Below are 26,380 nucleotides of genomic sequence, written 5' to 3' on the forward strand. Positions count from 1 at the left end.
CCCCTCTCAGGGCCGACCGGCGGCGGATTCGGACGTCGTCCGGCCGGACAGACGGCGCAGCGCCGACCTGGCCACCGTCGGATCGGTGGTCCCCCAGTAGGGCGGTAGGGAGGCCCGTAGGAAACCTCCGTAGCGGGCGGTGGCCAAACGCGGGTCCAGAACGGCGATGACCCCTCGGTCGTCGCCGGAGCGCAACAGGCGCCCGGTGCCCTGGGCCAGCAGCAGTGCGGCGTGGGTGGCGGCCACGGACAGGAAGCCGTTGCCACCGTGCGCGGCCACCGCGCGTTGCCGGGCCGAGGCCAGCGGGTCGTCGGGGCGGGGGAAGGGGATGCGGTCCACGATCACCAGGGAGAGCGAGGGGCCGGGCACGTCCACGCCCTGCCACAGCGACAGGGTGCCGAACAGACAGGAACGCTCGTCCTCGGCGAACCGACGGACCAGGTGGCCGGTGGAGTCCTCCCCCTGACACAGGATCGTGTGGTCGAGTCGCTCACGGAGTTCCTCCGTGGCCTGTTGCGCGGCTCGCATGGAGGAGAACAGACTCAGGGTGCGGCCGTCGGCGGCCTCGATGAGTTTGCCGATCTCGTCCAGATAGGCGGGGGCGAGTCCGTCGCGTCCCGGCGGCGGCAGGTGGGTCGCCACGTAGAGGATGCCCCTGCGCGCGTGATCGAAGGGCGAACCGACGTCCAACGCCCGCCAACGGGGCTCCCCGGCCGCGCGGTGGGGCCCTTCCTCGTCGTCGTCCCCTCCGACCGCCCCGTCCCGTCGGCCCCCCGGTTCCGGGGTCTTTCGGGGTTCGACGGCGTCTCCGCCACCGTCGGCCTCCGCCGCGCCCGCCGCCCGACCCTCGACGGCCTCCTCGGTGACCTCACGACCCAGGCCCCACTGCCGGGCCAGGGCGGTGAAGGAACCGCCCAGGGTCAGTGTGGCGGAGGTCAGGACCACCGTACGGTCGCCGAAGAGCCTCTCCCTCAAAAGACCGCCGACACCGAGCGGGGCGACGTTGAGCGTGGGTTGACGGCCGGGCGTCCTGGTCAGCCACACCACCTCGGTCCGGTCGCGGAGCGCCGGTTCGAAGGACTCCAGGATCCGTACCGCGGTGTCGTGCACCTCGCCGAGGGAGGCCAGGGCCAGACGGCGGTCACTCGCGCCCTCGGGGTCCAGTTCCCCCGGTGAGGGGCCGATGGCGGTGACACAGGCCGAGGCGGCGTCGCGGACGGCGGCGACCGCGTTGGCCAAGGCGTCGTCGATGTGGTCCATACGCCCCTCCGGCGTCTCGCCGAACATCAGGGCGAGGCCGTCGGCGCACTCGGTCAGGCGTTCGCCGACACCGGGCTCGACCAGGCGGGCGGCGCGTTTGGCCGCGGTGTTGACGACGCGCTCGTTCAGCCCTCCGGTGGCCACCGACGTGGCGCGGTCCACGAGCTCGTGCGCCTCGTCGATCATGATCGTGTCGTGCTCGGGCAGGATGTGGTGGCCCTGCGACATGTCGATGGCGAGCATGGCGTGGTTGGTGACCACCACGTCCACCGCCTGGGCGGCCTCGCGCGCGAATTCGGCGAAGCACTCCTGCCCGAAGGGGCAGACGCGGGCGCCCACGCACTCGTTGGCGGTGACCGACACCTGTCGCCAGGCCAGGTCGCTGACACCGGGCACGACCTCGTCGCGGTCGCCGGTGACGGTCTCCTCGGCCCACTCGTGCAGGCGGGCCACCTGGCGGCCCAGCGAGGAGAGTTGGCGGGGGTCGAACAGCTCGGCGTCCTCGGCGTCCTCCGAAGCGGTCTGGAGCCGGTGACGGCACAGGTAGTTGCGGCGCCCCTTGAGCACGGCGAAGGTGGGTTCGCGCGGCAGCAGGGAGGCCAGGGCCTTGGCCAGGCGCGGCAGGTCCCGGTCGATGAGCTGGTTCTGGAGGGCGATGGTGGCGGTGGAGACCACCACGGTGGTCTCCTCGGCCATGGCGTGTCTGATCGCGGGCACCAGGTAGGCCAGGGACTTGCCGGTGCCGGTGCCGGCCTGGACCACCAGGTGTTCGCGCTCCTCGACGGCGCGGGCCACGGCCTCGGCCATGGTCGACTGGCCCTCGCGACGACTACCGCCCAGGGCCGCCACCGCAGCGTCGAGCATGACGGGGATATCAGGGAGATCTGCCACGGGTCGACAGTACCGGCCTCCGGCGACGAGCGGAGGGTCGTCCACAGGGTGGGCCGGCCGGTATCGCCCGGCCGACCCGTCCCGAAGCGCTCAGCGCAGGGTGGCGATCACCTCGTCGAGGGAGTCCATCGACTGCCCGAGCCCCTCCTCCATACCCGACTCGACCATGCCGTCGCGATCCTCCACGCTCTGGAACACGGTCACCGACGTGTAGAGGGTGCGCCCGTCCCTCTCCTCCAGGCTGTGGGTCTCCAGGCACACGTGTCCGGGCATCCCCTCGTACTCGAAGGTCTGCACGAAGCGTTCGGGGGCGACGAGGTCGTGGACCACGCCGTGGAAGGCGTAGGTCTGGCCGTCGGGCATACGCTCGACGAACCTCCACGAGCCTCCCCTGCGAAGCTCGGCCCGATCGATGACGGTCTCGCTCTCCTTGAGCCCCCACCACTTGCTGAGGTGCTCGGGGCTCGTCATGGCCTTGAACACCACGTCGCGGGGCGCGTCGAAGCTGCGCGTGACGACGACGTCGTGCTGTCCGGGCTCAACGATCACTGTGAGGTCGCTCATGGTCGTTCCTCCTTGGACGTTGGATCCTGCGGATCTCCTCGTCGAGGCGGCCGAGACGGTCCTCCCACTGCTCGCGGTACCGCCCGATCCACACCGACGCCTCCTCCAGGGGAGCGGTCTCCAGTCGGCAGGGACGCCACTGCGCGTCCCGACCCCGACTGATCAACCCCGCCCTCTCCAGCACCTTCAGGTGCCGGGAGACCGCCTGGAGACTGATGGGGAACGGCTCCGCCAGTTCGTTCACGGTCGCCTCGCCCTCGGCGAGCCTCGCCAGCAGCGCCCGACGTGTCGGGTCGGCCAACGCCGCGAATATGAGGCTCAACGGGTCGTTCGCCATCTGTGTATTCAACTTCCTTGTTAATCAACCTACATGTTGATTATGAGGCACATCACATCCAGGGTCAAGGGGTGGGAGGAGGTCCCGTGGGCCCGAGGAGGCTCAGACACGTCCGCTCCGGGCGAAGCCCGCGTCGGGGCGGAGTCCGCCCCCGAGGAATAGAAGAAGCGACCCCGCGTAGGCGGGATCGCTTCGAAGTCGAGTGGAGCTATGGGGATTCGAACCCCAGACCTCCTCCATGCCATGGAGGCGCGCTACCAACTGCGCCATAGCCCCGTGCGCCGTGCGGCGACGGTTCGAGTTTATAGGACGCGCAGGGGTGGGACGACCATCCGGCCCGCGCCGATCCCCTCGGTGCCCGACGAGTCCCCCACGAGGGCGTCTCTTTCCACCCCATGGCCCCTCTCATGTTCGACCAGCCCCCAACGGGACATAGGGAACGGTATGAGCGACAGATCACATCATGACCCCGTCGGGACCCTGGTCCGCTGGGAAGACCACGGCGCGGTGTGGCGGGTGGTGGAGCGGACCCCGTCACAGGTGACGGTGGCCCTGTACAGGTGTGACGGAGGCGAGGAGGTGGAACGTCTGGTCTCGGGGGACCCGGAGCTCCTCGCCTTCGTGGACGGGCGTAACGCTCCCCCGCCGCAGGCGCGCTGACCGCCCGTTCCCTCCGGGCCCCGATCGACGAGGGGGTGTCCGCCGGCACGCCGTCGCCCGTGGCCGGGAAGCGCGACCTCGACCCCGGAGAACCTCGAAGGACGTCGGGGGTCCTCCCGAGGAAAAGAAGAAGCGACCCCGCATGGGCGGGATCGCCTCGAAGTCGAGTGGAGCTATGGGGATTCGAACCCCAGACCTCCTCCATGCCATGGAGGCGCGCTACCAACTGCGCCATAGCCCCTGGTGTGCCGGGCGGTTCCCCCGCTCGGCGATGCCCTCACTGTACCGGAGATCGGGAGCTGGTCGCGACGTGGGGCCGGCGGGTGAACGTGCGGTGGACGGCTCCGGGGCCGCATACCCTGGAGTCGTGGCCGAATCAAAGCTTGAAATCCAGATGCTCCACGACCGCCTGCTGGTGAAGACGGTCCCTGACACGAGCGAGCGGCGAAGCAGCGCCGGTCTGGTCATCCCGGACACGGTCAAGTTGGCGACCAGGCTCGCGTGGGGCGAGGTCGTCGGTGCCGGGACCAACGCCCGCCACGTCAAGACGGGAGACCGCGTGCTCTTCGACCCCGAGGAACAGGGCGAGGTCGAGGTCAACGGCGAGCGTTACGTGATCCTGCGCGAGCGCGACGTCCACGCCGTCGCCAACGAGTCCCCGGAACGGGGTACGGGCCTGTACCTCTAGGGGCGGACTGCGGTCCTCGGGCCCGCCTCGCCGAACACCGGCCGTATCCTCCCCGAGAACGCGCCGGCCCTTCCGGGTCAGGCGCGTTCGTCGTGTCCCGCGAGGCCGGACACGGCCTTGACCAGCGAGCGTACGCACAGGTTGAGCGCCTCGTAGACGGATGTGCGTCCGACGCCCACGTAGGTCCACGCCGCGTAGAGACCGGCCCACAGGAGCTGTTGCGCCCAGACGGGTGTGACCTCGGGATCGATGCTTCCGTCGGCCCGGCCGCGTTCGACGAAGTAACGCTGGAGGGTGCTGCGCGCCATCCTCACGGTCAAGGTCAGCCGCACGGAGGAGAGGCCGGGCGATCGGATCATCGAGGAGGCCCGAGAGTCGGCGCGGCACGGTGCGCGCTCGGTGCGGCGCGAGGCCGTCGCCTGGACCATCGCCTTCTCCGGCGGCCAACGTCGATGGAACGGGACGACCTGTACCGGGACCCGGTCGCCGCGCCGCACATCTCCGGCACCGGGGCACGTGACGCCGGTCACCTGGGCGCACGGTAGCATCCGGCCAGGGCCGGTCGGCGCGAACGGCTCGACGGCCACGGGAACCTCCCCGGGACCCCGCGGCCCGACCCTTCGTTCCGTGCGCCGTTCCCCCGCGGCGCCCGTATCCGGTGCCCCGGCGCCTGTGAGGACCCATGACGAACCACGCCCAGTACCAGGACGGTGTCTACGCCGACGCGACCAACGGCCGTCTTCCCCACCTGCCCTACCACCACGAGGAGTTGCGTGCTCTGGCCGAGAAGGTCTTGGAGCCGGGACCGTTCGGCTATGTGGAGGGCGGCGCGGGACGTGAGCGGACCGCACGGGCCAACGAGGAGGCCTTCGCCCGCCACGCCCTGCGTCCCCGCACCCTGCGCCCCGGTTCGGAGGGGTCCGGGGCCCTGGGGGTCACCCTGTTCGGGGAGGAGTACGCCACCCCCCTGTTGACGGCGCCGATCGGGGTCCTGGAGCAGGTGCACGAGGAGGCGGAACTGGCGGTGGCCAGGGGTGTCAACGCGGTGGGGGTCCCGATGGTGCTGTCCACGGCCGCGTCCACCCCGATGGAGAAGGTCGCCGAGGCGGTCGACTCGTGGTGGTACCAGCTGTACTGGCCCGGCGATGACGCCCTGGCCGAGTCGTTCGTGCGCAGGGCGACGGCGGCCGGAGCCAAGGCCATCGTGGTGACCTCCGACACCAAGCGGTTGGGCTGGCGCCCACGCGACCTGGCCTTGGGGCACCTGCCGTTCCTGCGCAGTCAGGGCACGGCGAACTACTTCAGCGACCCCGAGTTCCGTTCGCGGTTGAAGGCCGACCCCGAACCGGGCGGGGTCTTCACCGAGGCGGTGTTCCACTTCCTGGGCGCGTTCTCCAACAAGGCGTTGAGCACGGACAACATCGCCCGCATTCGTCGTTGGACGGACCTTCCGGTACTGGTCAAGGGTGTGGTGCGCGGAGACGAGGCGGCCGACCTGGTGGCCGCAGGCGTGGACGGCGTCGTGGTCAGCAACCACGGCGGGCGACAGATCGACAACGCCGTGGCGGCTCTGGACGCTCTGCCCGAGGTGGTGGACGCGGTCGGCGACCGGGCCACGGTGCTGTTCGACTCGGGGATCCGCTCGGGGGCGGACGTGGCCGTGGCCATGGCGCTGGGCGCCCGTGCGGTGCTGCTGGGACGCCCATGGGTGTACGGGCTGGCCGTGGACGGCGCGGCGGGGGTGGAGCACGTGTTGCGTGCGACTCTGGCGGAGTTGCAGATCACCGCCGAACTGATGGGCAAGGACGTCGCCGACCTGGATCGGAGCGACGTGACCCGCCGCTGAGACGGTCGGCCGGGTGTGTCGTGTCCGGCCGAGGGAAGCGACACACCCCAGGAGCCGTCGGACCGCCCGACACCGCACGGGGACGTTCGACCCGCCTCAGAGCACGGAGCCCAGGGCGCGGATCAGGTGGTTCCTCTGCCCGTCCAGGCGGACCGCGGTGCTCACCCGGTTGAGTACACGGGAGCCGTGGACCACCCGGCGGGTGGGCCGGCGACGGCGACCGTCGTAGTGGGCCAGGGCTCTGTGGACGGTGCGTTCGGCGCCCAGGGCAGTGGCGAGGACGGACGCGTCGATCAGCGACTCACAGGCGCCTCGCCCCAGGTTGGGCGCCATGGCGTGGGCGGCGTCGCCGATGAGCGCCCTACGGCCCCGAACGTAACTCGCCAGTGCGGGCAGGTCGTACAGTTCGCGCCGGTCCACCCCGGCTCCGGGCAGGGCGTCCAGGACGAAGGCCACCATCGGATGCCAGTCTCCGTACAGCTCGCGCAACAGACTCACCTCGTCCTGCCCCCGTCGGTCGGCGAGGAGTGTCGTCCGCAGGCAGGCGAACCAGTAGGTGGTGTGCGCGTCCAAGGGGGTGACCCCGAAAATCCTGCCCCTTCCCCAGGTCTCGGTGGCCGCCTCCACCCGCCCCGGCACCGCGCCCCGGTAGGCGACCGTACCGAGCGGCCGGGGGTCGGCCGCCTCGGGAAAGGTGGTGCGACGGACGAGGCTGTGGATGCCATCGGCGCCCACCACCACGTCGAAACCCTCGGTGTCGGCGTCGAACCCGACGACGGGTGTGTTCCAGCGGACGACGCCCTCGGGGAGCCCTTCGACGAGGACGGCGAGCAGGGACGAGCGGGAGATGAGGCGGGCGTCCGTCCGTCGTGGGTCGACCATGGCCAGAGCGCGTCCGGAGGGGTCGGCGATCACGGCCCGACGGGGGCGCTCGGCCCGTTCACGGACCCGTGCTCCAAGGCCGAGCCGGTCGAGCGCGACCATGCTCCCGCGCCACAGCCCCAGGGCCCCGCCGATGTCGGGCGGTGAGCCCCGGCGTTCGCGGACCTCCACCTCCCACCCCTCACGCAGGAGCCCGTGGGCCACCGCGAGTCCGGCGATACCCGCTCCGACGACCAGTGCCTTCCCGCGCATGACCCACATCCATGATCGTGCTCCCCCGTCACCACGAACATAGTGAACCGGCGGCCACGAACAAGCTCGGCCCCTCGACGCCGTGCCCGGCTTCGTCGCCACCGTGCTCACGACCGACCGTGTTCTCACCGGGCCGTGTGAGGGGACGCTCCCTGTGGTCCGTTCCCTTCCGTACCGAGAGCGCGGGCGAAAGGAGTGAGCGGGTCCCGGAGGGAGGTTCCCCCGGGACCCGTGCAGGTCGGGCGCCCACGCCCTCACCGACCTCAGCCCTTGACGGCACCTGAGGTCAGGCCCGCCACGATCCTGCGTTGCAGGATCAGGGCGAAGAGGATCAGGGGGACGGAGACCAGCACCGAGGCGGCCATGACCTGTCCGATCGGGTTCTCGTAGCCGACTCGTTGGAAGGTGCCCACGAAGACCGGAACGGTCTGCACGTTCAGGTCGTTGGGGGCGAAGGAGAAGGCCAGGAGGAACTCGTTGGTGGCGTACACGAAGGTCAGGATGGCCGCCGCGCCCACGCCCGGCGCCGCCAACGGCGCGACCACGCGCAGGAAGGCCTGGAAGGGCGTGGCCCCGTCCACCTTCGCCGACTCCTCGACCTCCTTGGGGATTCCCGCGAAGAACGTGGCGAGGATGAAGATGGCCAGCGGCAGGGTCAGCGCCACGTAGGGGATGATCATGCCGGCGTAGGAGTTGAGCAGACTGATCCCGGTCCAGTCGTGGAGCTGTAGGTACATCTGGTACAGCGGGTTGACCAGCGCCACCGGCGGGAACAGTGTCGCGACCAGCGTGGCGGCCAGGATCACGAACTTGCCCGCCAACGGCAGCCGCGCCAACGCATAACCCGCCAGCGAGGCCACCGGGATGCAGATCAGTGTGGTCACCGAGGCCACGATCAGGGAGTTGCGGAGCGCGAACTGGAATCCCTGGTCGAAAACCTCGCGGTAGTTGCTGAAGTCGAACGGTCCCTGGAAGATGTTCGGCTCGGTGATGGCCGCCGAGCCCGACCGCAGACTGGTCATCGCCATCCACAGGAACGGGAACAGGCACCACAACAGCACCACGGCCAGTCCGAGGAGTTTGAGCGCGTTCCCCACCGCGGGATGCATCCGACGACGTGGTTTGTGGACCGCCCCACTGGGCCTCACCGTTTCGGCCGCCATCACTTCTCCTTCCCCGCCACGTCACCGACCATGTGACGGCCCAGACGACTGATGAAGGCCAGACCGACGATCATGACGATGACGAACGTGACCGTGGACAGCGCGTTGGCGTATCCCAGATCCGGGTCCCGGATCAGGTAGCGCTGCGCGTAGACCGAGAGCGTGGCCAGCGAGTTCGAGTAACCGGTGAAGATGTACGCGAAGTCGAACATGCGAAGGGCGTCCACCGTGCGGAACAGCAGGGCCACGACGATGGCCGGGCGCAGCAGTGGCAGGGTGATGGTCCAGAACCGCTGGAGCGCGCCCGCTCCGTCCACCTTGGCGGCCTCGTAGTAGTCCCTGGGAATGGTCTGTAGGCCCGCGAGCAGGAGCAGGGCCACGAACGGAGCGGTCTTCCACACGTCCGCGCTGATGACGCCGACCATCGACCAGGTCGGGTCCCGCAGCCAGTTGATGTCCGTGCCCAGGACGGAGTTCACGAAGCCCGGGTTACGGTCGAACATGTACCGCCACACCTGCGCGGCCACGGCGGTCGGAATGACCCATGGGATCAGGATGACCGCACGGGTCACGCCGCGTCCGACGAACGCCTGGTGCATGATCAGCGCGAACACCATGCCGATGACGAACTCCAGCGACACCGACGCCACCGTGAACACCAGGGTGTTCCAGACCGCGTTGAAGAAGCCGGAGTCGCTCAGGACCCGGAGGTAGTTGTCGAGTCCGGTGAACTCCTGGTGGAATCCCCGGATGTCGTAGAGGCTCCTCCCGATCGCGTAGAACACCGGGAAGAGCGCGATCACGGCCATGAAGGCGAATGATGGGGCGAGAAAGATCCGCCCCATCGCACGCTCGCCCAGGCCCTGCCTCACACGGACTTTCTGGGTCTTCGCCATGGGCTTCTACTCTTGGGTGAGGGCGTTGTCGGCCGCCTTGTTCACCGCGTCCAGGGCCGGACCGGCCTCCTCCTGTCCACGGAAGGCCGGGTGCAGGTTGTCCTGGATGGCCAGGGACAGCGAGTTGTATCCGGGCACCGGCGGGCGGGCGTGCGCCTCGGTGAGGATCTCCCCCAGCATCTCGAAGTCGGGGTCGTCGACCTCGTCGTAGATGCTGAGCATGGTGGGCGGCAGGCTGTGTTCGGCCAGGATGCCCTGGGCCTCGGGGTCGGTGGCGGCCCACAGAACGAACTCGCGAGCCAGCTCCTTGTTGCCGCTCAGGCTGCTGACGGCGTTGTTGAGTCCGCCCAAGGCACTGGTGGTGCCCTCACCTGTGAAGGTGGGCAGGGGCGCGACGGCGAAGTTGCCGGCCACCGCGCTCTCCTCGCCTTCCTCGCCCTCCAGGAGCGGGATGGCGTAGGGCCAGTTGCGCATGTAGACGGCCTCGCCCGCCTGGAACAGGGCGCGAGCGTCGTCCTCGACCATGGAGTCGAAACCGTCGGCGTAAAAGCCGCTCTCGTAGGCCTCCGTCATGAAGTCCAGGGCGGTCGTGGCGGCGTCGCCCTCCAGGAAGGTGCTCTGCTCCTGGGCCTGGTCGAACAGCTCACCGTCCGCGGACCAGAACATCTCCAGGTAGTTGACGACGAAGCCCTCGTACTGGTCGCCCTGTCCGACGTAGGCGGAGATGCCCTCCTCCTCGGCGGCCTCCATCCCGGTCTCGTAGAGTTCCTCCCAGGTCGTGGGCGGCTCGTCGATGAGGTCGGTGCGGTAGTACAGGAAGGCTCCGTTGGAGGAGTAGGGCAGCGCGTACAGCTCCTGTTGCCACTGGGCGCTGTCGATGGCCCCCTCCAGGCTGACGCCCTCGACCTCCCCGCGCAGGTCCTCCAGGGGCTCGATGTAGCCGTAGTCGGCGAACTCGCCTGTCCAGATCACGTCGAGGCCGAGGACGTCGAACTCACCGGCCTGGTTCTGCAAGTCCTGGAACATGGCCTGACGCTGCTCGTCGGCGGTGGGCGCCAGGAAGAAGACCTCGACCTGCTGGTCCGGGTTGTTCTCGTTCCACAGGCGGGCGACGTCCTCGTGGATCGCCCGGTCCGCCCCGGTGACCGCCCATACGAACTGAGGGTCCTCGGCGAGCCCGGCGCTCTCACCACCGTCGGTCTGACCCTCCTCTCCTGGAGGTTCGCCGCACGCGGTGGCCAGTGTGAGGCTCAAGGCCGTCAGCCCCGCGGCGCAGGCGCGCAACGCGTATCTCTTCTGGCGTGGAAGCACTGGCATGACTCTCTCCTTCCGCACCGGACGGGTGCCCTGGCGCTCGGGGTCGGGTATGTCCTGGGCCTTCCTGGAGCCGTGCGAAAACGATGCCACCGCTCCTGTGACCTGGTCAACAAGGAACATGCCCGATCTCGCGAGTCGCACGCATGAGAAGGAGGCTCCGTGCTTTTCACGAGTGAAAACGTTGCCACAACACGGTTCTCCTCCTACCGTGGTAGGTATGTCCAGTCAACCCGCGAGTATGCGGGACGTCGCCGACCGTGCGGGGGTCTCCCTCTCCACGGTCTCCCGGGTGCTGCGCGGCGCTCCCGGCGTGGCCCCCCAGGTCCGCCGGCGTGTACAGCGCGCCGCGGACGAGCTCTCCTACGTGGTCTCGCGCAACGCCTCGGGGCTGGTCACCGGTCGCACGGGGCGGGTCGCGGTCATCGTGCCCTTCCTCCAGGAGTGGTACTTCGGCGTGGCCCTGGCGGGGATCAGCGACGCTCTGCGCGAGGCCGACCTGGACATGCTCGTGTACCAGGTCGGCGAGATCCGTGCCCGAGAGGGATGGACACGGGCCCTTCCGCTCCGACGCAACACCGACGCCGTGATCACCGTCTCCATGGACCTGTCGGAGGAGGAGTGCCGACGTCTGGACGACGTGGGGGTCCCCCTGGTACTGGTCGGCCAGTGCGAGCGGGAGCGGACCAGTGTGTACATCGACAACCGGGCGGGCGCGGCCGGCGCCACCCGGCACCTGCTCAACCTGGGGCACACACGGGTGGCCTACATCGGCTCCCGGAACGGCTCGTGGTCCAGCGGCAGCTCACGACACCGCCTGGAGGGATATGAGTCCACGATGGCCCGGGCGGGACTGTCGCCGTGGAGCGTGATCAGGGCACCGGGGATCGAGGGCGGTGAGTTGGCCATGGGCGAACTCCTGTCGGACCACGACCCGCCCACCGCCGTGCTCGCCGAGTTCGACACCATCGCGCTGGGCGCGCACCGTACGTTGCGACGCTCGGGCGTGCGGGTGCCCACCTCCCTCTCCCTCATGGGCTTCGACAACCACGAGGCGGCGGCGGTGCTGGACCTGACCACCGTCGACCAGGCGCCCTACGACACCGGACTCACCGCCGGTCGTCTGACCGTGGGCGTCCTCAACGGGACCACGGAACGCGGCACCCAGGTGGAGATGCCCACCCAGATCATCCTGAGGCACTCCACCGCCGCGCCCAGGGGCACACGGGGCCTGTCCTCGTAGGACCCCGGGGAACGGCGACCGGGCTGGGGGGACAGAGGAACCCGATGTGGACAACGAATCATGGGATCATCCGACTCACCCAAGGGGGAAGACATCGTGCGGCAGTGGTGGCGTGACTCCGTCCTGTACCAGATCTATCCACGTAGCTTCGCCGACGCGAACGGAGACGGTGTCGGCGACATCGCGGGGATCACCTCGCGGTTGGACCATCTGGCCGGGCTGGGCGTGGACGGGATCTGGCTCTCGCCGTTCTACCCCTCCCCTTGGGCGGACGGCGGGTACGACGTCGCCGACTTCCGGGACGTGGACCCTCGACTGGGAACGCTGTCGGACTTCGACGCGATGGTGGAGGCCGCGCACGCGCGGGGCCTGCGCGTGATGATCGACATCGTCCCCAACCACACCTCCGAGGAACACCCGTGGTTCGAGGCGGCGCTGGCCGCCGGGCCGGGATCTCCCGAGCGGGACCTGTACGTGTTCCGGGACGGCAAGGGGGAGAACGGGGAGCTGCCGCCCACCAACTGGCGCTCGACCTTCGGCGGTCCGGCGTGGAGTCGGGCCGCGGACGGGCAGTGGTACCTGCATCTGTTCGCCCCCGAGCAGCCCGACCTGAACTGGAACGACGAGCGCGTGCGCGAGGAGTTCCGCGACATCCTGCGCTTCTGGAGCCGGCGCGGGGTGGACGGCTTCCGGATCGACGTGGCCTACGCGCTGGTCAAGGACATGCGCGAACCGCTGCGGGACCTGGTACTGGTCGAGGGCGGCCGTTTCGAGGACATCGCGGCCAACCCGGACCACCCCCTCCTGGACCGGCCCGAGGTGCACGAGGTGTACCGCGACTGGAGGCGGGTCCTGTCCGAGTTCGACCCGCCCAGGGTCACGGTGGGCGAGGTGTGGATGCCGGCGGAACGCCGGGTGCTGTACACGCGGTCCGACGAGCTGGACCAGACCTTCAACTTCGACTTCCTCATGACCCGGTGGGACGCCGACGCCTATCGCGCCGTGATCGAGTCCTCGATCGCCGACGCCACACAGGTGGGGACGGTGCCGACGTGGGTGATCGGCAACCATGACGTGGTGCGTCCGGTGTCGGTCCTCGGGCTGCCCCAGGGAACCGACCAGCGTGCGTGGCTGCTCGGTGACGGTCTGGCCCCGAGGACGGACCTGGAACTGGGCGGGCGTCGGGCACGGGCGTTGGCGCTGCTGGAACTGGCGCTCCCGGGTTCGGCCTACGTGTACCAGGGCGAGGAACTGGGGCTGCCGGAGGTGGCCGACCTGCCCACCGAGGCGCTGGAGGACCCTCGCTGGGTGCGCAGCGGTCACACCGACAAGGGACGGGACGGATGCCGTGTGCCGCTGCCCTGGACGGTCGCGGGGGACTCGTACGGCTTCGGCTCCGACGGAGGCGCCGAGCCGTGGCTGCCGCAACCCGAGGGGTGGGGCCGCTGGTCGGTGGAGGCGCAGGAACGTGATCCCGACTCGACCCTCGAACTGTACCGAAGGGCCCTGACCGAGCGCCGACGCTTCTCCTCGGACGAGGTGCTCACCTGGGACGACACCCTGAACCGGGGGCCGCTGTTGGCCTTCTGGCGAGGATCGGACGTGCTGGTACTGGTCAACCTCGGGGAGGAGGCGGTGGAGCTGCCCCCGGGCGAGGTGCTGGTGGCCAGCGCCGAGCTCGACGAAGGACTTCCCGGGAACACGGCGGTGTGGCTGCGGCGGGAGTGACGGCTCGGGGCCCAAGGCCCTGGAGAGGACGACCCGCCCCGGCCCGGGGCTCCGAGCCGGGTCCGGACGGTCGGACCGAAAAATAATAGGGACGGTCCCGCTCACGTGAGCGGGACCGTCCCGAAGTCGCGTGGAGCTATGGGGATTCGAACCCCAGACCTCCTCCATGCCATGGAGGCGCGCTACCAACTGCGCCATAGCCCCGTGTGGGAGTCGATGGAGCCTTGCGGCCCGCCGACTCCCTGAACAATAGCGGAATCCGGCGAGGACGTCGAAACGCTCACGCGTCGTCGCTGAGCACCACCGGTTCGGGAAGGCTCGCCGCGTTGTGCTCCATCAGCCGCCACTGGCCCCGCCGCTGTTGGAGCACCGACCAGCAGCAGTTGCTGAGCGGCCCCAGGAGCTCGCGCTGTTCGTCGGGGATCCCCAGCATCCTGGCGATGCCCACACGGAGCGCCGCGCCGTGGCTGACCACCATGAGCAGCCCCCGGGGCGGGGTCTTGCCCAGGCCGCGCTCGATGGCCGCGCACATCCGGTCGCCGACCTCGGGGATGGACTCCCCGTCGGGGATGTCCATCCGGGCGTGTTCGACCGGCCAGCGCTCGGACAGCTCCACTCCGGTCAGGCCCTCCCAGGAGCCCCCGAAACGCTCGCGCAACCCCGTGTCGAAGTCCACCCGCACCCCTGAGGCCCGGGACAGGTATCCCGCCGTGTCGGCCGCCCTCTTCAGATCGGAGGCGATGATGACGTCCGGCTTCAGGGAGGCGAGCAGCTCCCCCGCACGTCTGGCCTGCGCGTGGCCGACCGGGTCGAGTTCGATGTCGGTCTGTCCCTGAAAACGGTTCTCCGCGTTCCAGGACGTACGTCCGTGCCGCCAGAACAGCACGCGGGGCATGTCGCTCACTACTGCCCGTCCAGAGGAGTGCGCTCGGTACCGCGTGCGCCCTCGGGCAGCTCGATCTCCGGGCAGTCCTTCCACAGCCGTTCGAGGCCGTAGTACCCGCGTTCCTCCTCGTGCTGGATGTGCACGACGATGTCGGCGTAGTCCAACAGCACCCAGCGCCCGTCGCGTTCGCCCTCGCGCCGGACCGGCTTCGCTCCGGCCTGGAGCCGCAGCTGGTCCTCGATCTCGTCGACGATCGAGCGGACCTGCCGATCGTTGGGGGCCGAGCAGAGCACGAAGGCCTCGGTGATGACCAGCTGCTCGCTGACGTCGTAGGCGATGATCTCCTGGGCGCGCTTGTCGGAGGCGGCCTCTGCGGCGACCCTGACCAGCTCCAGCGCCCTGTCGGTGGCTGTCACGTTGTGCTTGCTGCCTTTCAGCTCTCTCTGTAGAGCCCGGTCTTGTTGATGTAGCGGACGATGCCGTCGGGGACCAGGTACCAGATGGGTTCGCCCTTGCGGACCCTCTCCCGGCACTCGGTCGAGGAGATGGCCAGCGCCGGCACCTCCACCAGGGAGACCTTGCCCTCGGGGAGTCCGGAGTCACTGAGGTGGTGTCCCGGACGGTTACAGCCTACGAAATGCGCGAGCTCGAACATCTCGTCGACGTTGTGCCAGCTGAGGATGGCTCCCAGCGCGTCGGCCCCGGTGATGAAGTACAGCTCCACCTCGGGTCCGTACTTGGCGCGCATCTCACGCAGCGTGTCAAGGGTGTAGGTGGGTCCGGCACGGTCGATCTCCATGCGGTCCACCCGGAACTGCGGGTTCTCGGCGGTCGCGATGACCGTCATCAGGTAACGGTCCTCGGAGGGGGTGACCTTGGCCAGATCCTTCTGCCAGGGCTGACCGGTGGGGACGAACACCACTTCGTCGAGCGCGAAGAGGTGCGCGACCTCGCTGGCCGCCACGAGGTGTCCGTGGTGAATGGGATCGAAGGTACCACCCATGATGCCGACCTTGGTCGGGGCGGTCCCACCCCGTAGCGCGGAGGGACCTGCGCCCCGAGGGGCACCGGAAGCTTCGTGCGCCACTGTGCGCTCCGTTTCGCCGTGGAAGTTGCCGGGATCGGCCAACCGAGAGTAGCCGACCACGACACCAGCGCAGTCTCCTTACTCCCCTTTTCGCCCCTGCTCTGGAACAACGAGTACCATGTCCTCTTCCTTCCCCGGGCGTTCGGGCGACACGGGATTTCGCGTCATATCTCGACTGCCGAAACCGTGGCCAAGCGCGATTCCGGCACATAGCATGCCGGTATGGCCAACACACCAGACCGCGTTCGCGTCCGGCTCTCCGAGATCTCTCCCCGTGCCTACGAGCATCCCGCCGACCGCGGCGCCCTGGTCGCGCTACGGTCCCTTCGCGGGTTCGACGAGGTGTTCAAGCGCATGTCCGGCCTGTTCAACGAACGGGCCCTGCGACTGATGTTCCTCTCCGGCTCGGTACGGGTCGGGCCCACCCAGTTCCCCCACCTGTACGACTACGTGCGCGACGCCGCCTACGTCCTGGACCTGGACGAGGTGCCTGAGCTCTACATCCAGATGAACCCCAGGCCGAACGCCATGGCGATCGGCAGCCAGCGCCCGTTCATCGTCATGACCACGGGCCTGTTCGAACTCCTGGACGCACAGGAGCAACGCTTCGTCATCGGTCATGAGGTCGGCCACATCCTCAGCGGCCACGCCGTCTACCGCACCATGCTGCTGGCCTTGATCCAGCTGGCGTCCCGTGTGGCGTGGGTCCCCCTGGGGTTCATCGGACTCCAGGCCATCGTCGCCGCGCTGGAGGAGTGGTACCGCAAGTCGGAGCTCTCCTGTGACCGCGCCGGGCTCCTCGCCTGCCAGGATCCCGATGCGGGCAAGCGCGCCCTGATGAAGATGGCCGGCGGGTCCAGACTCGCCGAGATGAACCCCGACGCGTTCCTGGAGCAGGCCCGCGAGTACGAATCCGGGGGCGACGCCCGCGACGGCCTGCTCAAGCTGCTCAGCCTGATGGGCCAGACCCACCCGTTCGCCGTGGTGCGCCTCGCCGAGCTGCACCGGTGGCTGGAGGAGGGCTCCTACCACCGCATCATCGGTGGCGACTACCCGCGCCGGTCCTCCGACCGCGACGCCAGGATCGGCGAGGAGGCACGCAACGCGGCCAGGTCCTACAAGGAGGCGTGGGAGCGCTCGGGCGACCCGTTGATCGGCACCCTGCGCGACGTGGCCGGAAGCGCCGCCAGCGCGGGCGGCAAGATCTTCGACACCGTCGCCGACCGTTGGCGCGGCGGCTCCGCCCGTGGCGACCAGGACTCGGCCAGGTCCTCCTGACCCCGACTGGCGCTCTCCCCCACCCGAGGAGCCCTCTCGGCGACCGTGCGCCCCGTCCCGGGGCACACGGGGCTCGGGGCACACGGGGCACGACGCACACCTCGGGCGGGCGCGGTCGTCACAGGCCCGACAGGTACTCCCGAACCTCCCGCCAGGCACGGTGCGCGGGATCGATGACCGCGAAGTGGTCGGCCCCCGCGATCTCGCGATAGTCCACGTCGTCCCCGGCGGCGCGCGCGGCGGCCACGTAGTCGCGGCTGTGTTCGACGGGGACACGCTGGTCCTCGTCACCGTGCACGACCACCTGGGAGACCCCGAGCGGCACTCGGGACACCGGCGAACTCTCGCCGTACGGCCGCGCCGTGGGCACGGGACCCAGGAACGGTTCGACCGCGCCCTCGCCCAGCCCCTCCTCGACACAGCGCGCCAGGTCGGTGATGGGGGCCAACGCGACCACGGCGGTCACGGGCGCCCTACCGGTGTCGAGTGCGCTGAGCAGGGCCAGGTGTCCACCCGCGGAATGGCCGATGGACACCACCCGGCCGAGGTCGTAGCGGCCCCGATCCCCGGCCGCGGTCTCGCCGAGCAGGGTCAGGGCGTCCTCGACGTCCTCCAGGGTCTGCGGCCACCCTCCGTCGTCGTCCCCGGTGCGGCGGTACTCCACGTTCCACACCGCCCATCCGGCGTCGGCCAGATCCTGGGAGAGCGGGTCCATGAGGGAGGCGTCGAACCGGTCGCGCCACCAACCTCCGTGCAATAGCACGGCGACCGGAGTCGGACCGCCACGGCCCTCCGGCTCCCGGATGTGCACGATCTGGCTGGGGTGATCTCCGTAGGCCACGGTCGTCCGCACGTGCTCCTCCTCGTCCCGGCACCGTCCGTCCGCCGGACACTAACAGGTCCCCTCTCCTCGCCCCGTGGGGAGCCGGAGCCGAAGTGCCCCGCCCCACCGCCGGGGGCACACTCCGTTACGGCCGTCCCCGCTCGGGGAACACCACCGACGTCCGGGGCCTGCTGGTGACAGGAGCCGGTGGTGACGGGGATCGGCCCGGTGTCCCAAGACCCGTCCTCGGATCGGTGCGGTGGAGTCGGAGAGTACGCATCCATGACGAGTGAACCTGACGTCACGACGGTACGCGCATGGCGGGCGATCGGCGGAGACGCGGACCTGACCACCGAGGTCTCCTACCAGGGTGCGGGAGAGGTGCTCCCCGCCGTGCTGCCGGTGCGCGAACTGGCGCGCGCGACGGTCGGCGCGTGCTCGCTCGCCGCGGCCGAACTCAAGGCCTCCCGTGAGGGCGGGGCCCTTCCCCGGGTGAGGGTGGACGAGGCCGCCGTGGCCACCGCGTTCGTCAGTGAGCGGCACCTTTCGGTGGACGGACGTAGACCGACCCCGTTCGCACCCCTGTCCGGGTTCTGGAGGACCGCCGACGGGTGGGTGCGCACCCACGCGAACTACCCCCACCACCGGGCCCGCCTGTTGACCGCACTGGGGGTGGGCACCGGCGGAACGCCGGACGACACCGGGGCGTCATCGGTCGGGCCCCTCACCGAGGCACTGGCGGGGCTCACCGCGTCGGAGGTGCAGGAGAGGGTCTACGCGGCCGGCGGCCTGGCCGTGGCCGTGGCCACTCGGCACGACGAGAGGTCCCTCATGTGCGGTCACCCCCTGACCGAGATCGCGGTGGCGGCCGAAGGCGGCGGACGCCGGTTGCCTCCGGCCTCCCTGCCCGCCTCGGGGGTGCGCGTCCTGGACCTGACCCGGGTCATCGCGGGCCCGGTCGCCACCCGCACCCTCGCCTTGTTGGGCGCGGACGTACTGCGTGTGGACCCGCCCGGACTCCTGGAGGACACCGACGGTCACATCGACACCGGGTCGGGCAAGCGTTCCACCCTGTTGGACCTGAACTCCCCTGAGGACCGGAGCACCTTCGACGGGCTCCTCGACTCGGCCGACGTGGTCGTGATCGGCTACCGTCCCGGTTCCCTGGACCGCCTCGGCCTGGCCGCCGAGGAACTGGTGGACCGCCACCCCGGTCTGGTCGTCGCGCAGTTGAGCGCCTGGGGATGGTCGGGACCGTGGGCCACGCGGAGAGGGTTCGACAGTCTGGTCCAGGCCGCCTGCGGCATCGCCGCGGTCGAGTCGACCGGCGGCGGTCGACCGGGGGTGCTGCCCGCCCAGGCCCTGGACCACGGCACCGGTTACCTGATGGCCGCGGGCGTCCTTCGCGCGTTGACCGAACGGCAGCGTGACGGACGGGGACGTCTTCTCCGGTTCTCACTGGTGGGAACCGCCGACTGGCTGCTGCACGACGTCACCGCCGAACCGGTGGGCGGGGGCCTCCACGGGTCCGTCGGACTGATCGTCACCCCCTCCCCCTACGGCCTGTTGCGTCACGCACCACCGCCGATCGGTTACGAGGGAGCCCCCACGGACTGGGCCGCCCCCGCCACTCGTTGGGGCACCGACCGCCCCGTCTGGGTGGAGGGCTGAGGAACGCCGTACGCGGGCGGGCGAAGGGCCCGCCCGCGTACGGTACCGACGGCGCGGTAGGGACCGCGAGCCGTGGAAACGGCCGTCCTAGAACGCGGGGCCGGCGGCCATGGCCTCGTCGATGGTCTCGGCGCGGGCCTGCTCGACCTCCTCGGCGAGCTGCTCCTCGTGGGCCTCGAACTCCTCCACCACGGAGGCGGAGAAGCTGCGCAGGGCGATCTCCTCGGTGAGGACGCCGCCGCGGACCCGGTTGGCGTCACCGATCTGCGCGGTCGGGTTGTTGCCGGAGGTGACCAGGTCGCCGCCGATGATGTTGTTGTCGATGTAGACGCCGCCGCTCACACCGGTGACGCTCAGGTCTCCGTCGACGTAGTTGACGGAGGAGCAGAAGCCCTCCTTCTCGCCGGCGCCGACCGCGAGGGGACCGGAACCGCCGCTGTAGGTCGCCGCTCCGATGACCTCGCTGTCGCAGAGGATGCCTCCGATGTCGGGGTCGGTGACCGACAGGGCACCGCGGATCACGGAGTCGTAGATGTCGACGTACTCCACGCCGTCGGCCTTGACCGCGCCTCCGACGCGGGAGCCGGAGAGGTAGACGGATCCGACCTCGGCGTTGATGTTGCGGACGGAGGAGTCGACCACGTAGGCGAAGCCGTCGGTGTTGCCGCCCTCGACCGGGACGGCGCGCAGGGCGGCGCCCGCCGAGCTCTCCTCCAGGTAGGTGCCGTAGGAGCCGCGGTTGACCACACGACCGTCGACGCTGCTCTCCTGGGCGTCGAAGTAGCCGTCCTTCTGGACGATCACCTCACCCTGGATCTCACCGCCGACGATGTGGAGGTTGGCCCCTTGGCGAACCGTGACGTCGCCCTGGATGACCGTACCGTCCAGGAAGCAGCTCTTACCGGCCGGGACCGCCAGGTCCGTGGGCAGGGTGATCGCGCCGCCATGGCCTGAGCAGAGCGTGACGAGATCGGCTTGGGCGGGGGCGGCCACCATCGTGACACCACCGACGGCCAAAGCGGTCGTGGCGATGGCCGCAACCTTGCTCCGAAGCTTCATTCGGGGGGATTCCTTTCGTTGTGACCGTGGGGGTAGACGCTCTGAAGTGTGCGGGAGAGCGCCGTGACACCACAGCGAAAGTACCGACCAGGCTGCGTTTTGGGAATACTTCCTGGATGACGATTCCCTTCTGTCCAGGTTTTGTGAGGGAAAACGGGGCGGGTGCCCACCGGGCGACGGGCCCCTTCCTCGTTCTCGGTGCCGGTACGCACGCGTCGGGGCCCTCCACCGTGGTGGAGGGCCCCGACGTCACGACTACCTGATGTGGCCGTCTCCGGTGACCACGTACTTGGTGGAGGTCATCTCGGTGAGGCCCATCGGTCCCCTGGCGTGCAGCTTCTGGGTGGAGATGCCGATCTCGGCGCCGAAGCCGAACTCTCCACCATCGGTGAACCTCGTGGAGGCGTTCACCATGACCGCCGCGGAGTCGACCCTGGAGACGAAGTGGCGGGAGGCCTCCAGCGAGTCGGTGACGATCGCCTCGGTGTGCTTGGTGGAGTAGGTACGGATGTGCGCGATCGCCTCGTCGATGTCGGACACCACCCGCACGGAGATGTCCATGGACAGGTACTCGGTGCTCCAGTCCTCCTCCGTCGCCTCGACCACGGTGGCTCCGGTGGAGTGCGCCGCGGCGGTCTCCACCACGCGGGGATCACCGTGCACGGTCACGCCGCTCTGGGCCAGGGACTCCAGTACACGCGGCAGGAAGGCGTCGGACACGGCCTCGTGCACCAGCAGGGTCTCGGCCGCGTTGCACACCGAGCAGCGCTGGGCCTTGGCGTTGGTGGCGATGGCCACCGCCTTGTCGAGGTCGGCGTCGGCGTCCACGTAGACGTGGCACAGACCGTCGCCGGTCTCGATGACCGGGACCGTTGCGTCACGGACCACGGCTTGGATGAGGGAGGCTCCGCCCCGTGGGATGAGCACGTCGACCAGGCCACGCGCGCGCATGAGCGCGGCGGAGGACTCGCGCGTGCGCCCGGGCACCATCTGGACGGCGTCCACCGGCACCCCCGTGCCCTCCAGGGCGTCCCGCAGGACGGTGACGATGGCGGTGTTGGAGGCATAGGCCGAGGAGGAGCCGCGCAACAGGGCGGCGTTGCCGCTCTTGAGGCACAGCGCGGCGGCGTCCACGGTGACGTTGGGGCGCCCCTCGTAGATGATGCCGATGACACCGAGCGGAACACGGATCTGGCGCAACTCCAGACCGTTGGACAGCACGGCACCACGAACGGTCTCCCCCACCGGGTCGGGGAGATCCACGACGTCACGGACGGCCTCGGCGATGTCCTCGATCCGCTGTGGGGTGAGGGTGAGTCGGTCGATCACGGCGGGATCGGCGCCGTCCCGTCGTGCCCGTTCCACGTCCTCGGCGTTGGCCGCGGTGATCTCGTCGGATCGCTTGACCAGGGCCTCGGCGATCGCCAGCAGCGCGGCGTCCTTGACCGCCCGGCTGAGCGGGGCGAGGTCGGCTGCCGCGTCCCTGGCGCGTCCGGCCACCTCATGGACCTCGCGCTCGATGTCGCTCATGGTGCTCTCTCTTGGGTCGGCTGGCCATCCCGGCGCTCCGGCCCTTCGACGTCGGAGGGCGTCGGGAATCACGCCAGGGTGAACATCTCCAGCGTATAGCGCCGGGTCAACGACGGGGTGACGTCGTCCATGGCGGGGATCGGCTCCGGCCGGCCCCTCAGCGCCAGCCGTAGCGTTCACGCAGGACCGCGGCGATGAGCCAGAACCTCTCCTCGTCCATGACCGCGGCCTCACGGCGGATGTCGTCCTCGTCGAACTCGAAGAGCCGGTCCAACCGCACGTAGGACTCACGTTGCTCGCGGTCCCAGGGACCCGAGCCGATCGGCAGCCAGTCCTGCCGTTCCCGGTCGTCGGGGCGCCGGGAGGACAGCATCAGCCCGTGCAGACGGTGCCCCCGTCGGCCGATCACCAGCAGCGGACGGTCCTTGCCCTGCCGAGGGTCCTCCTCGTAGGGGACCCAGGTCCACACGATCTCCCCCGCGTCGGCGAGACCGTCGCGTTCGGGCGCGTAGACGAGGGTGGTGGCGTTGCGGGCGGTGGGGATCTCGCGGACCTCTCCCCGCTGGGGGTGGTCGTCGCCTCGGCTCATCGTTCGTTCGCTCACGCAGGCATCCTAGGGGGAGGACGTCCGGCTCAGCGCACCGACAGCAGTGCCTCCAGTGCACGGACACAGTGGGCGGTCTCCTCGCGTATCCCGTCCCTGGCCTCCCTGGGCTCGGCCGACCACCGCAGCGCTCTGGCCTCCACGTAGGCGATCCACCCGTGCACGACCGGCCACGCGTCCCCGTCCGTCACCAGGATCGCCGCGACGCGTTCGGCCATGGCCACGCGCAGGTCCTCCACGCGTCCCCCGTCCAGACTCACCGCCCCACCACCGAAGACCAACGCCAGGTAGGACTCACGGCGCCGGTCGATCTGCTCGTAGTAGCGGGAGACGAACTGCGCCAGCGCCTCCTTCGGCTCCAACCCCTCGTCGGGGGCGGTGTTGCGCACCACCCGACGCCCGGCCGCGGACACGACGGCGTCATGGAAGGCGGTCTTGGTGGGGAAGTAGTGGAACAGCAGCCCTCGGGAGATCCCCGCCTCCGTGGCGACCTCGTCGACGGACAGGTCCTGGATGGGTCTTTCCACCAGCATCCGCAACCCGATCCCCACCAACTGGCGCCTTCGTTCGTCCTGGGTCATCCGTGTGCGCCGCCGCGCTCCCTCGCTCACTCTATTGAGTGTTGCTCAACAAAGCCGTAGTGTCAATGCCATGGACTTCGCGTTCTCCCCCACGCGGCGCGCTGTGGGAGGGGACGCGACGGATGCGGCACGAGGGAAGAACACATGGGCAAGGGAACGATCCTGATCACCGGTGCCAGCGCCGGGCTCGGGGCCGAGATGGCGCGCCAGTTCGCCGCACTCGGCTACGACCTGGGACTGTGCGCACGGCGTACCGAGAGGTTGGAGGCGTTGCGCGAGGAGATCGTCGCCGCCGACCCCGGCCGCCGAGTGGAACTGCGCGCCTTGGACGTCACCGACGACGCGGCGGTGTTCCGTGTGTTCAAGGACCTGGCGGCGACCTTCGGCACCGTGGACAGGGTGATCGTCAACGCCGGGCTCGGCAAGGGCGCCGCCCTGGGCAGGGGTCGGTACGACGCCAACCGCCAGACGGCGATGACCAACTTCCTGGGGGCCCTGGCCCAGTCGGAGGCGGCCATGGAGATCTTCCGGGACCAGGGGCACGGTCACCTGGTGATGATCTCGTCGATGTCGGCTCTGCGCGGTATGCGCAAGGCCATGACCGTCTACGCCGCCACCAAGGCCGGTGTCGCCGCCATCGCCGAGGGTCTGCGCGCGGAGCGTGTGCCCGGCCTGGACGTGTCCGTGATCTACCCCGGTTACATCCGTTCGGAGATGAACGAGCACGTGGAGCAGCGGACGCGGTTCATGGTGGACACCGAGACGGGTGTGCGTTCCATGGTCGCCGCGATCGAGAGGCGGAAGGTGAAGGCGTACGTACCCGCCTGGCCGTGGGTGCCGATCGGCTTCGCGATGAGACGCCTGCCCCTGTCGGTGGTCAGAAGGCTCACCTGAGTACGGCAGGCCTCCTTCGCACGGTCAGGGTTCCCGCAGCGAGGAGATGATCCGTTTCCGTGCCGCTCGCCCCTCCGGACACGGGACCAGGGGGTAGACGTGAAAGAGACCCGCCTCCTGCTGGAGATCGACCTCCACCCCGGCCCTCCTCATGCGCTCGACCAACCGCCGGACGTCGGGCAGGAGCAGATCGTGGGTACCGATGTAGACGTCGGTGGGCGGCAACCCCGCCACCGGGCCGTTGACCGGGCTCAGCCGGGGATCGGTCAGATCGTCCCCGCCCGCCCAGGCCTCGGCCGCCGTTCGCAGCCCCACCGGCCCCAGCCAGGGGTCGACACGGTCCAGTTCCCGGATGTCGGGGTGGGAGAAGGTCAGGTCCACGCAGGGGGCGATCAACACCAGCCGACGCGGAAGCGGTGACGTCGTGTCCCCGTTCTCGCCCAGAAGGGACTGGGCGTAGGCCAGGGCCAGACCCCCGCCCGCGGAGTCCCCCATGAACACCGCCGGCCCGCTGTCGGTGGGCAGTTGCCGGTGCACGGCCCGGAGAAAGGGAAAGGCCTCCCGGTGGGTGTACCCGGGCGCCAGCCCGTAGATCGGCACCTCCACCAGGCAGCCCGCGTCCGCCAGTGCGGCGATGAACCTCCAGTGCCAGGGCGAGATCTCGTGGACGTAGGATCCGCCGTGCACGTACAGCACGACCCTTTCCACTCCCCCGCGCGGCACCACGGTGTAGCTGTCGAATCCACCGACGCGACGCACGTGGACCGTGTGGCGCCGGGAGAACCAGGAGGGAGGCGCGGGGTCCGCCTTGGGGGCCGTGATACGTTTCCGTGCGCTCTCCCGAGTCGTCATGGGACGCTTACGCGTCACCCGGAACAGCGGGGAGAGGGCTCGTACGGCCAGACTCGGCATGGATTCCTTTACACACGGCGACCGCGAACCGGAATTCTCCGGTCATGGCGGGAGTACGCCGACCAGCCTACAGAGACGCCGCCGCCGTGAGCGAGGAACCCGATCCCTCACTGCCCGGGGCAGACGACTCAGAGCACCACCAGATCGTCCCTGTGCACCAGTTCCCGTTCGTAGGAGGGTCCCATTTCACGGGCCAACCACCGTGTGGAGCGCCCCATGAGGTCGGGTACCTCGGCCGCGTCGTAGTTGACCAGTCCGCGCGCGACCACCCTGCCCTGCTCGTCGCACAGGTCCACCGGGTCGCCGGCGCTGAAGTCGCCCGTCACCCTCACCACACCGGCGGGCAGCAGCGAGGCCTTCTCCCTCACCACCGCGATGACCGCGCCAGGGTCCAGGACCAGGCTGCCCCGCCCGGCCGTGGCGTGCGCCAACCACAACTGGCGGGCGGAGGGGCGCCGCCCACGGCCCGGCACGAACAGGGTCCCCACCTTCTCGCCGGCCAGAGCGGCGCGGGCGTTGGCGGCCGAGGTCAGCACCGTGTGCACCCCCGCCTGGGTGGCGATGCGCGCCGACTCCACCTTCGTGACCATCCCCCCGGTGCCCACACCACGGCCGCCCGTGCCGCCGATGTCGATTCCGTCCAGGTCGGTGGGGCCTCGCACGAGACCCACCACGGACGACCCCGGCACGGAGGGGTCGCCGTCGTACAGGGCGTCCACGTCCGAGAGCAGGACCAGGGCGTCGGCGCGCATCAGGTGCGCCACCAGTGCCGCCAGTCTGTCGTTGTCGCCGAACCGCAGTTCATGGGTGGCCACGGTGTCGTTCTCGTTGACGATCGGCACCGCCCCGATGTCCAGCAGACGGCGCAGGGTGCGTTGGGCGTTGCGGTGTTGCACCCGACGCATCATGTCCTCGACCGTGAGCAGGACCTGCGCCGCGGTGTGGCCGCGTTCGGCCAACTCCGCCGTGTAGGCGGCCAGGAGCAACCCCTGTCCCACGCTCGCGGCGGCCTGCTGGGAGGCCAGGTCCCGGGGACGGCGTGACATGCCAAGGGGGGTCATCCCGGCCGCGACCGCGCCCGAGGAGACCAGGATCACCTCCTGACCGGTGTCGCGTCGCTCCGACAGGACCCGCACGAGGTCACGTATGCGGCTGGAGTCGATCAGGCCGTCGGGGGTGGTCAGTGAGGAGGACCCCACCTTCACCACGACCCGTCGCGCGGCGGCCACCGCCGCGCGACCCGTCTTCTCCAGGGAATCGTTCTGTTCGAGGCCTGCGCTGTGCACAGTGAGGGCTTTCCATCCAGTGGCGCGGCGTCGCGAGCCGCGCTC

26 protein-coding genes and 3 tRNA genes are annotated in these 26,380 nt (G+C 69.8%); 8 read left to right on the forward strand and 21 right to left on the reverse strand.

Annotation, left to right across the window (positions count from 1 at the left end; genetic code table 11):
- Nucleotides 1-6 precede the first annotated feature (6 nt).
- From PFX91_RS01790 to PFX91_RS01805, 4 genes are all read right to left on the reverse strand, one after another.
- Complete coding sequence (locus tag PFX91_RS01790) at nucleotides 7-2,151, reverse strand: ATP-dependent DNA helicase (RefSeq protein ID WP_285728898.1); 2,145 nt, start codon at nucleotides 2,149-2,151, stop codon at nucleotides 7-9.
- 90 nt (nucleotides 2,152-2,241) lie between these two features.
- Complete coding sequence (locus tag PFX91_RS01795; RefSeq protein ID WP_285728900.1) at nucleotides 2,242-2,715, reverse strand: SRPBCC family protein; 474 nt, start codon at nucleotides 2,713-2,715, stop codon at nucleotides 2,242-2,244.
- On the reverse strand, nucleotides 2,690-3,052 hold the full coding sequence (locus tag PFX91_RS01800; protein WP_285728902.1) for an ArsR/SmtB family transcription factor: 363 nt from the start codon (nucleotides 3,050-3,052) through the stop codon (nucleotides 2,690-2,692). Before PFX91_RS01800 ends, PFX91_RS01795 begins: the two co-directional genes overlap by 26 nt.
- A gap of 203 nt (nucleotides 3,053-3,255) precedes the next feature.
- Nucleotides 3,256-3,328, reverse strand: a tRNA-Ala gene (locus PFX91_RS01805).
- Nucleotides 3,329-3,496: 168 nt separating this feature from the next.
- On the opposite strand from PFX91_RS01805, the gene PFX91_RS01810 reads away from it, so the two are divergent.
- Nucleotides 3,497-3,712 carry a hypothetical protein gene (locus PFX91_RS01810; protein ID WP_285728904.1) on the forward strand — a complete coding sequence of 72 codons (216 nt, stop codon included), beginning with the start codon at nucleotides 3,497-3,499 and terminating at the stop codon, nucleotides 3,710-3,712.
- 168 nt (nucleotides 3,713-3,880) lie between these two features.
- Here the strand turns inward: PFX91_RS01810 and PFX91_RS01815 are convergent.
- Nucleotides 3,881-3,953: transfer RNA gene (locus tag PFX91_RS01815), tRNA-Ala, on the reverse strand.
- Between the two features lie 126 nt (nucleotides 3,954-4,079).
- On the opposite strand from PFX91_RS01815, the gene PFX91_RS01820 reads away from it, so the two are divergent.
- Nucleotides 4,080-4,400 (forward strand): GroES family chaperonin, encoded by a 321-nt coding sequence (locus PFX91_RS01820; protein ID WP_502888230.1) that lies wholly within the window; start codon nucleotides 4,080-4,082, stop codon nucleotides 4,398-4,400.
- Between the two features lie 77 nt (nucleotides 4,401-4,477).
- Here PFX91_RS01820 and PFX91_RS01825 read toward each other — a convergent pair whose 3' ends face one another.
- On the reverse strand, nucleotides 4,478-4,930 hold the full coding sequence (locus PFX91_RS01825; protein ID WP_285728987.1) for a hypothetical protein: 453 nt from the start codon (nucleotides 4,928-4,930) through the stop codon (nucleotides 4,478-4,480).
- Nucleotides 4,931-5,082: 152 nt separating this feature from the next.
- On the opposite strand from PFX91_RS01825, the gene PFX91_RS01830 reads away from it, so the two are divergent.
- On the forward strand, nucleotides 5,083-6,246 hold the full coding sequence (locus tag PFX91_RS01830; RefSeq protein WP_285728906.1) for an alpha-hydroxy-acid oxidizing protein: 1,164 nt from the start codon (nucleotides 5,083-5,085) through the stop codon (nucleotides 6,244-6,246).
- A 96-nt stretch (nucleotides 6,247-6,342) separates the two neighbouring features.
- On the opposite strand, the gene PFX91_RS01835 is transcribed toward PFX91_RS01830, so the two are convergent.
- From PFX91_RS01835 to PFX91_RS01850, 4 genes are all read right to left on the reverse strand, one after another.
- A complete protein-coding gene (locus tag PFX91_RS01835; protein ID WP_285728907.1) occupies nucleotides 6,343-7,380 on the reverse strand; it encodes an FAD-dependent monooxygenase in 1,038 nt (345 codons plus the stop codon).
- Between the two features lie 263 nt (nucleotides 7,381-7,643).
- Entirely contained in the window at nucleotides 7,644-8,543 is a 900-nt protein-coding gene (locus tag PFX91_RS01840) for a carbohydrate ABC transporter permease (protein WP_285728908.1), read from the reverse strand.
- Entirely contained in the window at nucleotides 8,543-9,388 is an 846-nt protein-coding gene (locus PFX91_RS01845; protein ID WP_285728978.1) for a carbohydrate ABC transporter permease, read from the reverse strand. The genes PFX91_RS01840 and PFX91_RS01845 overlap by 1 nt, the downstream gene beginning before the upstream one ends.
- Before the next feature lie 57 nt (nucleotides 9,389-9,445).
- Nucleotides 9,446-10,756 carry an ABC transporter substrate-binding protein gene (locus PFX91_RS01850; RefSeq protein ID WP_285728909.1) on the reverse strand — a complete coding sequence of 437 codons (1,311 nt, stop codon included), beginning with the start codon at nucleotides 10,754-10,756 and terminating at the stop codon, nucleotides 9,446-9,448.
- A 217-nt stretch (nucleotides 10,757-10,973) separates the two neighbouring features.
- Between PFX91_RS01850 and PFX91_RS01855 the strand changes: the two genes are divergently transcribed.
- On the forward strand, nucleotides 10,974-11,996 hold the full coding sequence (locus PFX91_RS01855) for a LacI family DNA-binding transcriptional regulator (protein WP_285728910.1): 1,023 nt from the start codon (nucleotides 10,974-10,976) through the stop codon (nucleotides 11,994-11,996).
- A gap of 96 nt (nucleotides 11,997-12,092) precedes the next feature.
- Nucleotides 12,093-13,724 carry a glycoside hydrolase family 13 protein gene (locus PFX91_RS01860; protein WP_285728979.1) on the forward strand — a complete coding sequence of 544 codons (1,632 nt, stop codon included), beginning with the start codon at nucleotides 12,093-12,095 and terminating at the stop codon, nucleotides 13,722-13,724.
- Between the two features lie 131 nt (nucleotides 13,725-13,855).
- On the opposite strand, the gene PFX91_RS01865 is transcribed toward PFX91_RS01860, so the two are convergent.
- The 4 genes from PFX91_RS01865 to nadD all read right to left on the reverse strand — a co-directional run bounded on the left by PFX91_RS01865 (nucleotide 13,856) and on the right by nadD (nucleotide 15,697).
- A tRNA-Ala gene (locus PFX91_RS01865) sits at nucleotides 13,856-13,928 on the reverse strand.
- A gap of 76 nt (nucleotides 13,929-14,004) precedes the next feature.
- Nucleotides 14,005-14,628 (reverse strand): histidine phosphatase family protein, encoded by a 624-nt coding sequence (locus PFX91_RS01870; RefSeq protein ID WP_285728911.1) that lies wholly within the window; start codon nucleotides 14,626-14,628, stop codon nucleotides 14,005-14,007.
- A complete protein-coding gene (rsfS, locus tag PFX91_RS01875) occupies nucleotides 14,628-15,026 on the reverse strand; it encodes a ribosome silencing factor (RefSeq protein ID WP_285728912.1) in 399 nt (132 codons plus the stop codon). The genes PFX91_RS01870 and rsfS overlap by 1 nt, the downstream gene beginning before the upstream one ends.
- A 17-nt stretch (nucleotides 15,027-15,043) precedes the next feature.
- Nucleotides 15,044-15,697 carry a nicotinate-nucleotide adenylyltransferase gene (nadD, locus tag PFX91_RS01880; RefSeq protein ID WP_285728980.1) on the reverse strand — a complete coding sequence of 218 codons (654 nt, stop codon included), beginning with the start codon at nucleotides 15,695-15,697 and terminating at the stop codon, nucleotides 15,044-15,046.
- Nucleotides 15,698-15,919: 222 nt separating this feature from the next.
- Here nadD and PFX91_RS01885 point away from each other — a divergent pair, with 222 nt between their 5' ends.
- Nucleotides 15,920-16,975 carry a M48 family metallopeptidase gene (locus tag PFX91_RS01885; RefSeq protein WP_285728913.1) on the forward strand — a complete coding sequence of 352 codons (1,056 nt, stop codon included), beginning with the start codon at nucleotides 15,920-15,922 and terminating at the stop codon, nucleotides 16,973-16,975.
- A 118-nt stretch (nucleotides 16,976-17,093) separates the two neighbouring features.
- On the opposite strand, the gene PFX91_RS01890 is transcribed toward PFX91_RS01885, so the two are convergent.
- The gene (locus PFX91_RS01890; protein ID WP_285728914.1) at nucleotides 17,094-17,828 is read right to left on the reverse strand and encodes an alpha/beta hydrolase family protein; all 735 of its coding nucleotides are present in this window, start codon (nucleotides 17,826-17,828) and stop codon (nucleotides 17,094-17,096) included.
- A gap of 252 nt (nucleotides 17,829-18,080) precedes the next feature.
- On the opposite strand from PFX91_RS01890, the gene PFX91_RS01895 reads away from it, so the two are divergent.
- Nucleotides 18,081-19,469, forward strand: coding sequence for a CoA transferase (locus tag PFX91_RS01895; RefSeq protein WP_285728915.1), 1,389 nt, complete (start codon nucleotides 18,081-18,083; stop codon nucleotides 19,467-19,469).
- 87 nt (nucleotides 19,470-19,556) lie between these two features.
- Here PFX91_RS01895 and PFX91_RS01900 read toward each other — a convergent pair whose 3' ends face one another.
- From PFX91_RS01900 to PFX91_RS01915, 4 genes are all read right to left on the reverse strand, one after another.
- Nucleotides 19,557-20,528: a hypothetical protein gene (locus PFX91_RS01900; protein ID WP_285728916.1), complete on the reverse strand. Its 972-nt coding sequence runs from the start codon at nucleotides 20,526-20,528 to the stop codon at nucleotides 19,557-19,559.
- Between the two features lie 255 nt (nucleotides 20,529-20,783).
- The gene (locus PFX91_RS01905) at nucleotides 20,784-22,058 is read right to left on the reverse strand and encodes a glutamate-5-semialdehyde dehydrogenase (protein ID WP_285728917.1); all 1,275 of its coding nucleotides are present in this window, start codon (nucleotides 22,056-22,058) and stop codon (nucleotides 20,784-20,786) included.
- 157 nt (nucleotides 22,059-22,215) lie between these two features.
- Nucleotides 22,216-22,647 carry a type II toxin-antitoxin system PemK/MazF family toxin gene (locus PFX91_RS01910; RefSeq protein ID WP_502888235.1) on the reverse strand — a complete coding sequence of 144 codons (432 nt, stop codon included), beginning with the start codon at nucleotides 22,645-22,647 and terminating at the stop codon, nucleotides 22,216-22,218.
- Nucleotides 22,648-22,691: 44 nt separating this feature from the next.
- The gene (locus tag PFX91_RS01915) at nucleotides 22,692-23,273 is read right to left on the reverse strand and encodes a TetR/AcrR family transcriptional regulator (RefSeq protein ID WP_285728919.1); all 582 of its coding nucleotides are present in this window, start codon (nucleotides 23,271-23,273) and stop codon (nucleotides 22,692-22,694) included.
- A gap of 114 nt (nucleotides 23,274-23,387) precedes the next feature.
- Here PFX91_RS01915 and PFX91_RS01920 point away from each other — a divergent pair, with 114 nt between their 5' ends.
- Nucleotides 23,388-24,137, forward strand: a complete 750-nt coding sequence (locus PFX91_RS01920) for an SDR family oxidoreductase (protein ID WP_285728920.1) — start codon at nucleotides 23,388-23,390, stop codon at nucleotides 24,135-24,137.
- Between the two features lie 24 nt (nucleotides 24,138-24,161).
- Here PFX91_RS01920 and PFX91_RS01925 read toward each other — a convergent pair whose 3' ends face one another.
- Nucleotides 24,162-25,049, reverse strand: coding sequence for an alpha/beta hydrolase fold domain-containing protein (locus PFX91_RS01925; protein WP_285728921.1), 888 nt, complete (start codon nucleotides 25,047-25,049; stop codon nucleotides 24,162-24,164).
- A 128-nt stretch (nucleotides 25,050-25,177) separates the two neighbouring features.
- The gene (proB, locus tag PFX91_RS01930; RefSeq protein WP_285728922.1) at nucleotides 25,178-26,335 is read right to left on the reverse strand and encodes a glutamate 5-kinase; all 1,158 of its coding nucleotides are present in this window, start codon (nucleotides 26,333-26,335) and stop codon (nucleotides 25,178-25,180) included.
- Nucleotides 26,336-26,380 lie beyond the last annotated feature (45 nt).

The sequence above is a fragment of the Nocardiopsis sp. ATB16-24 genome (assembly GCF_030271535.1).
Classification (GTDB): Bacteria; Actinomycetota; Actinomycetes; order Streptosporangiales; family Streptosporangiaceae; genus Nocardiopsis.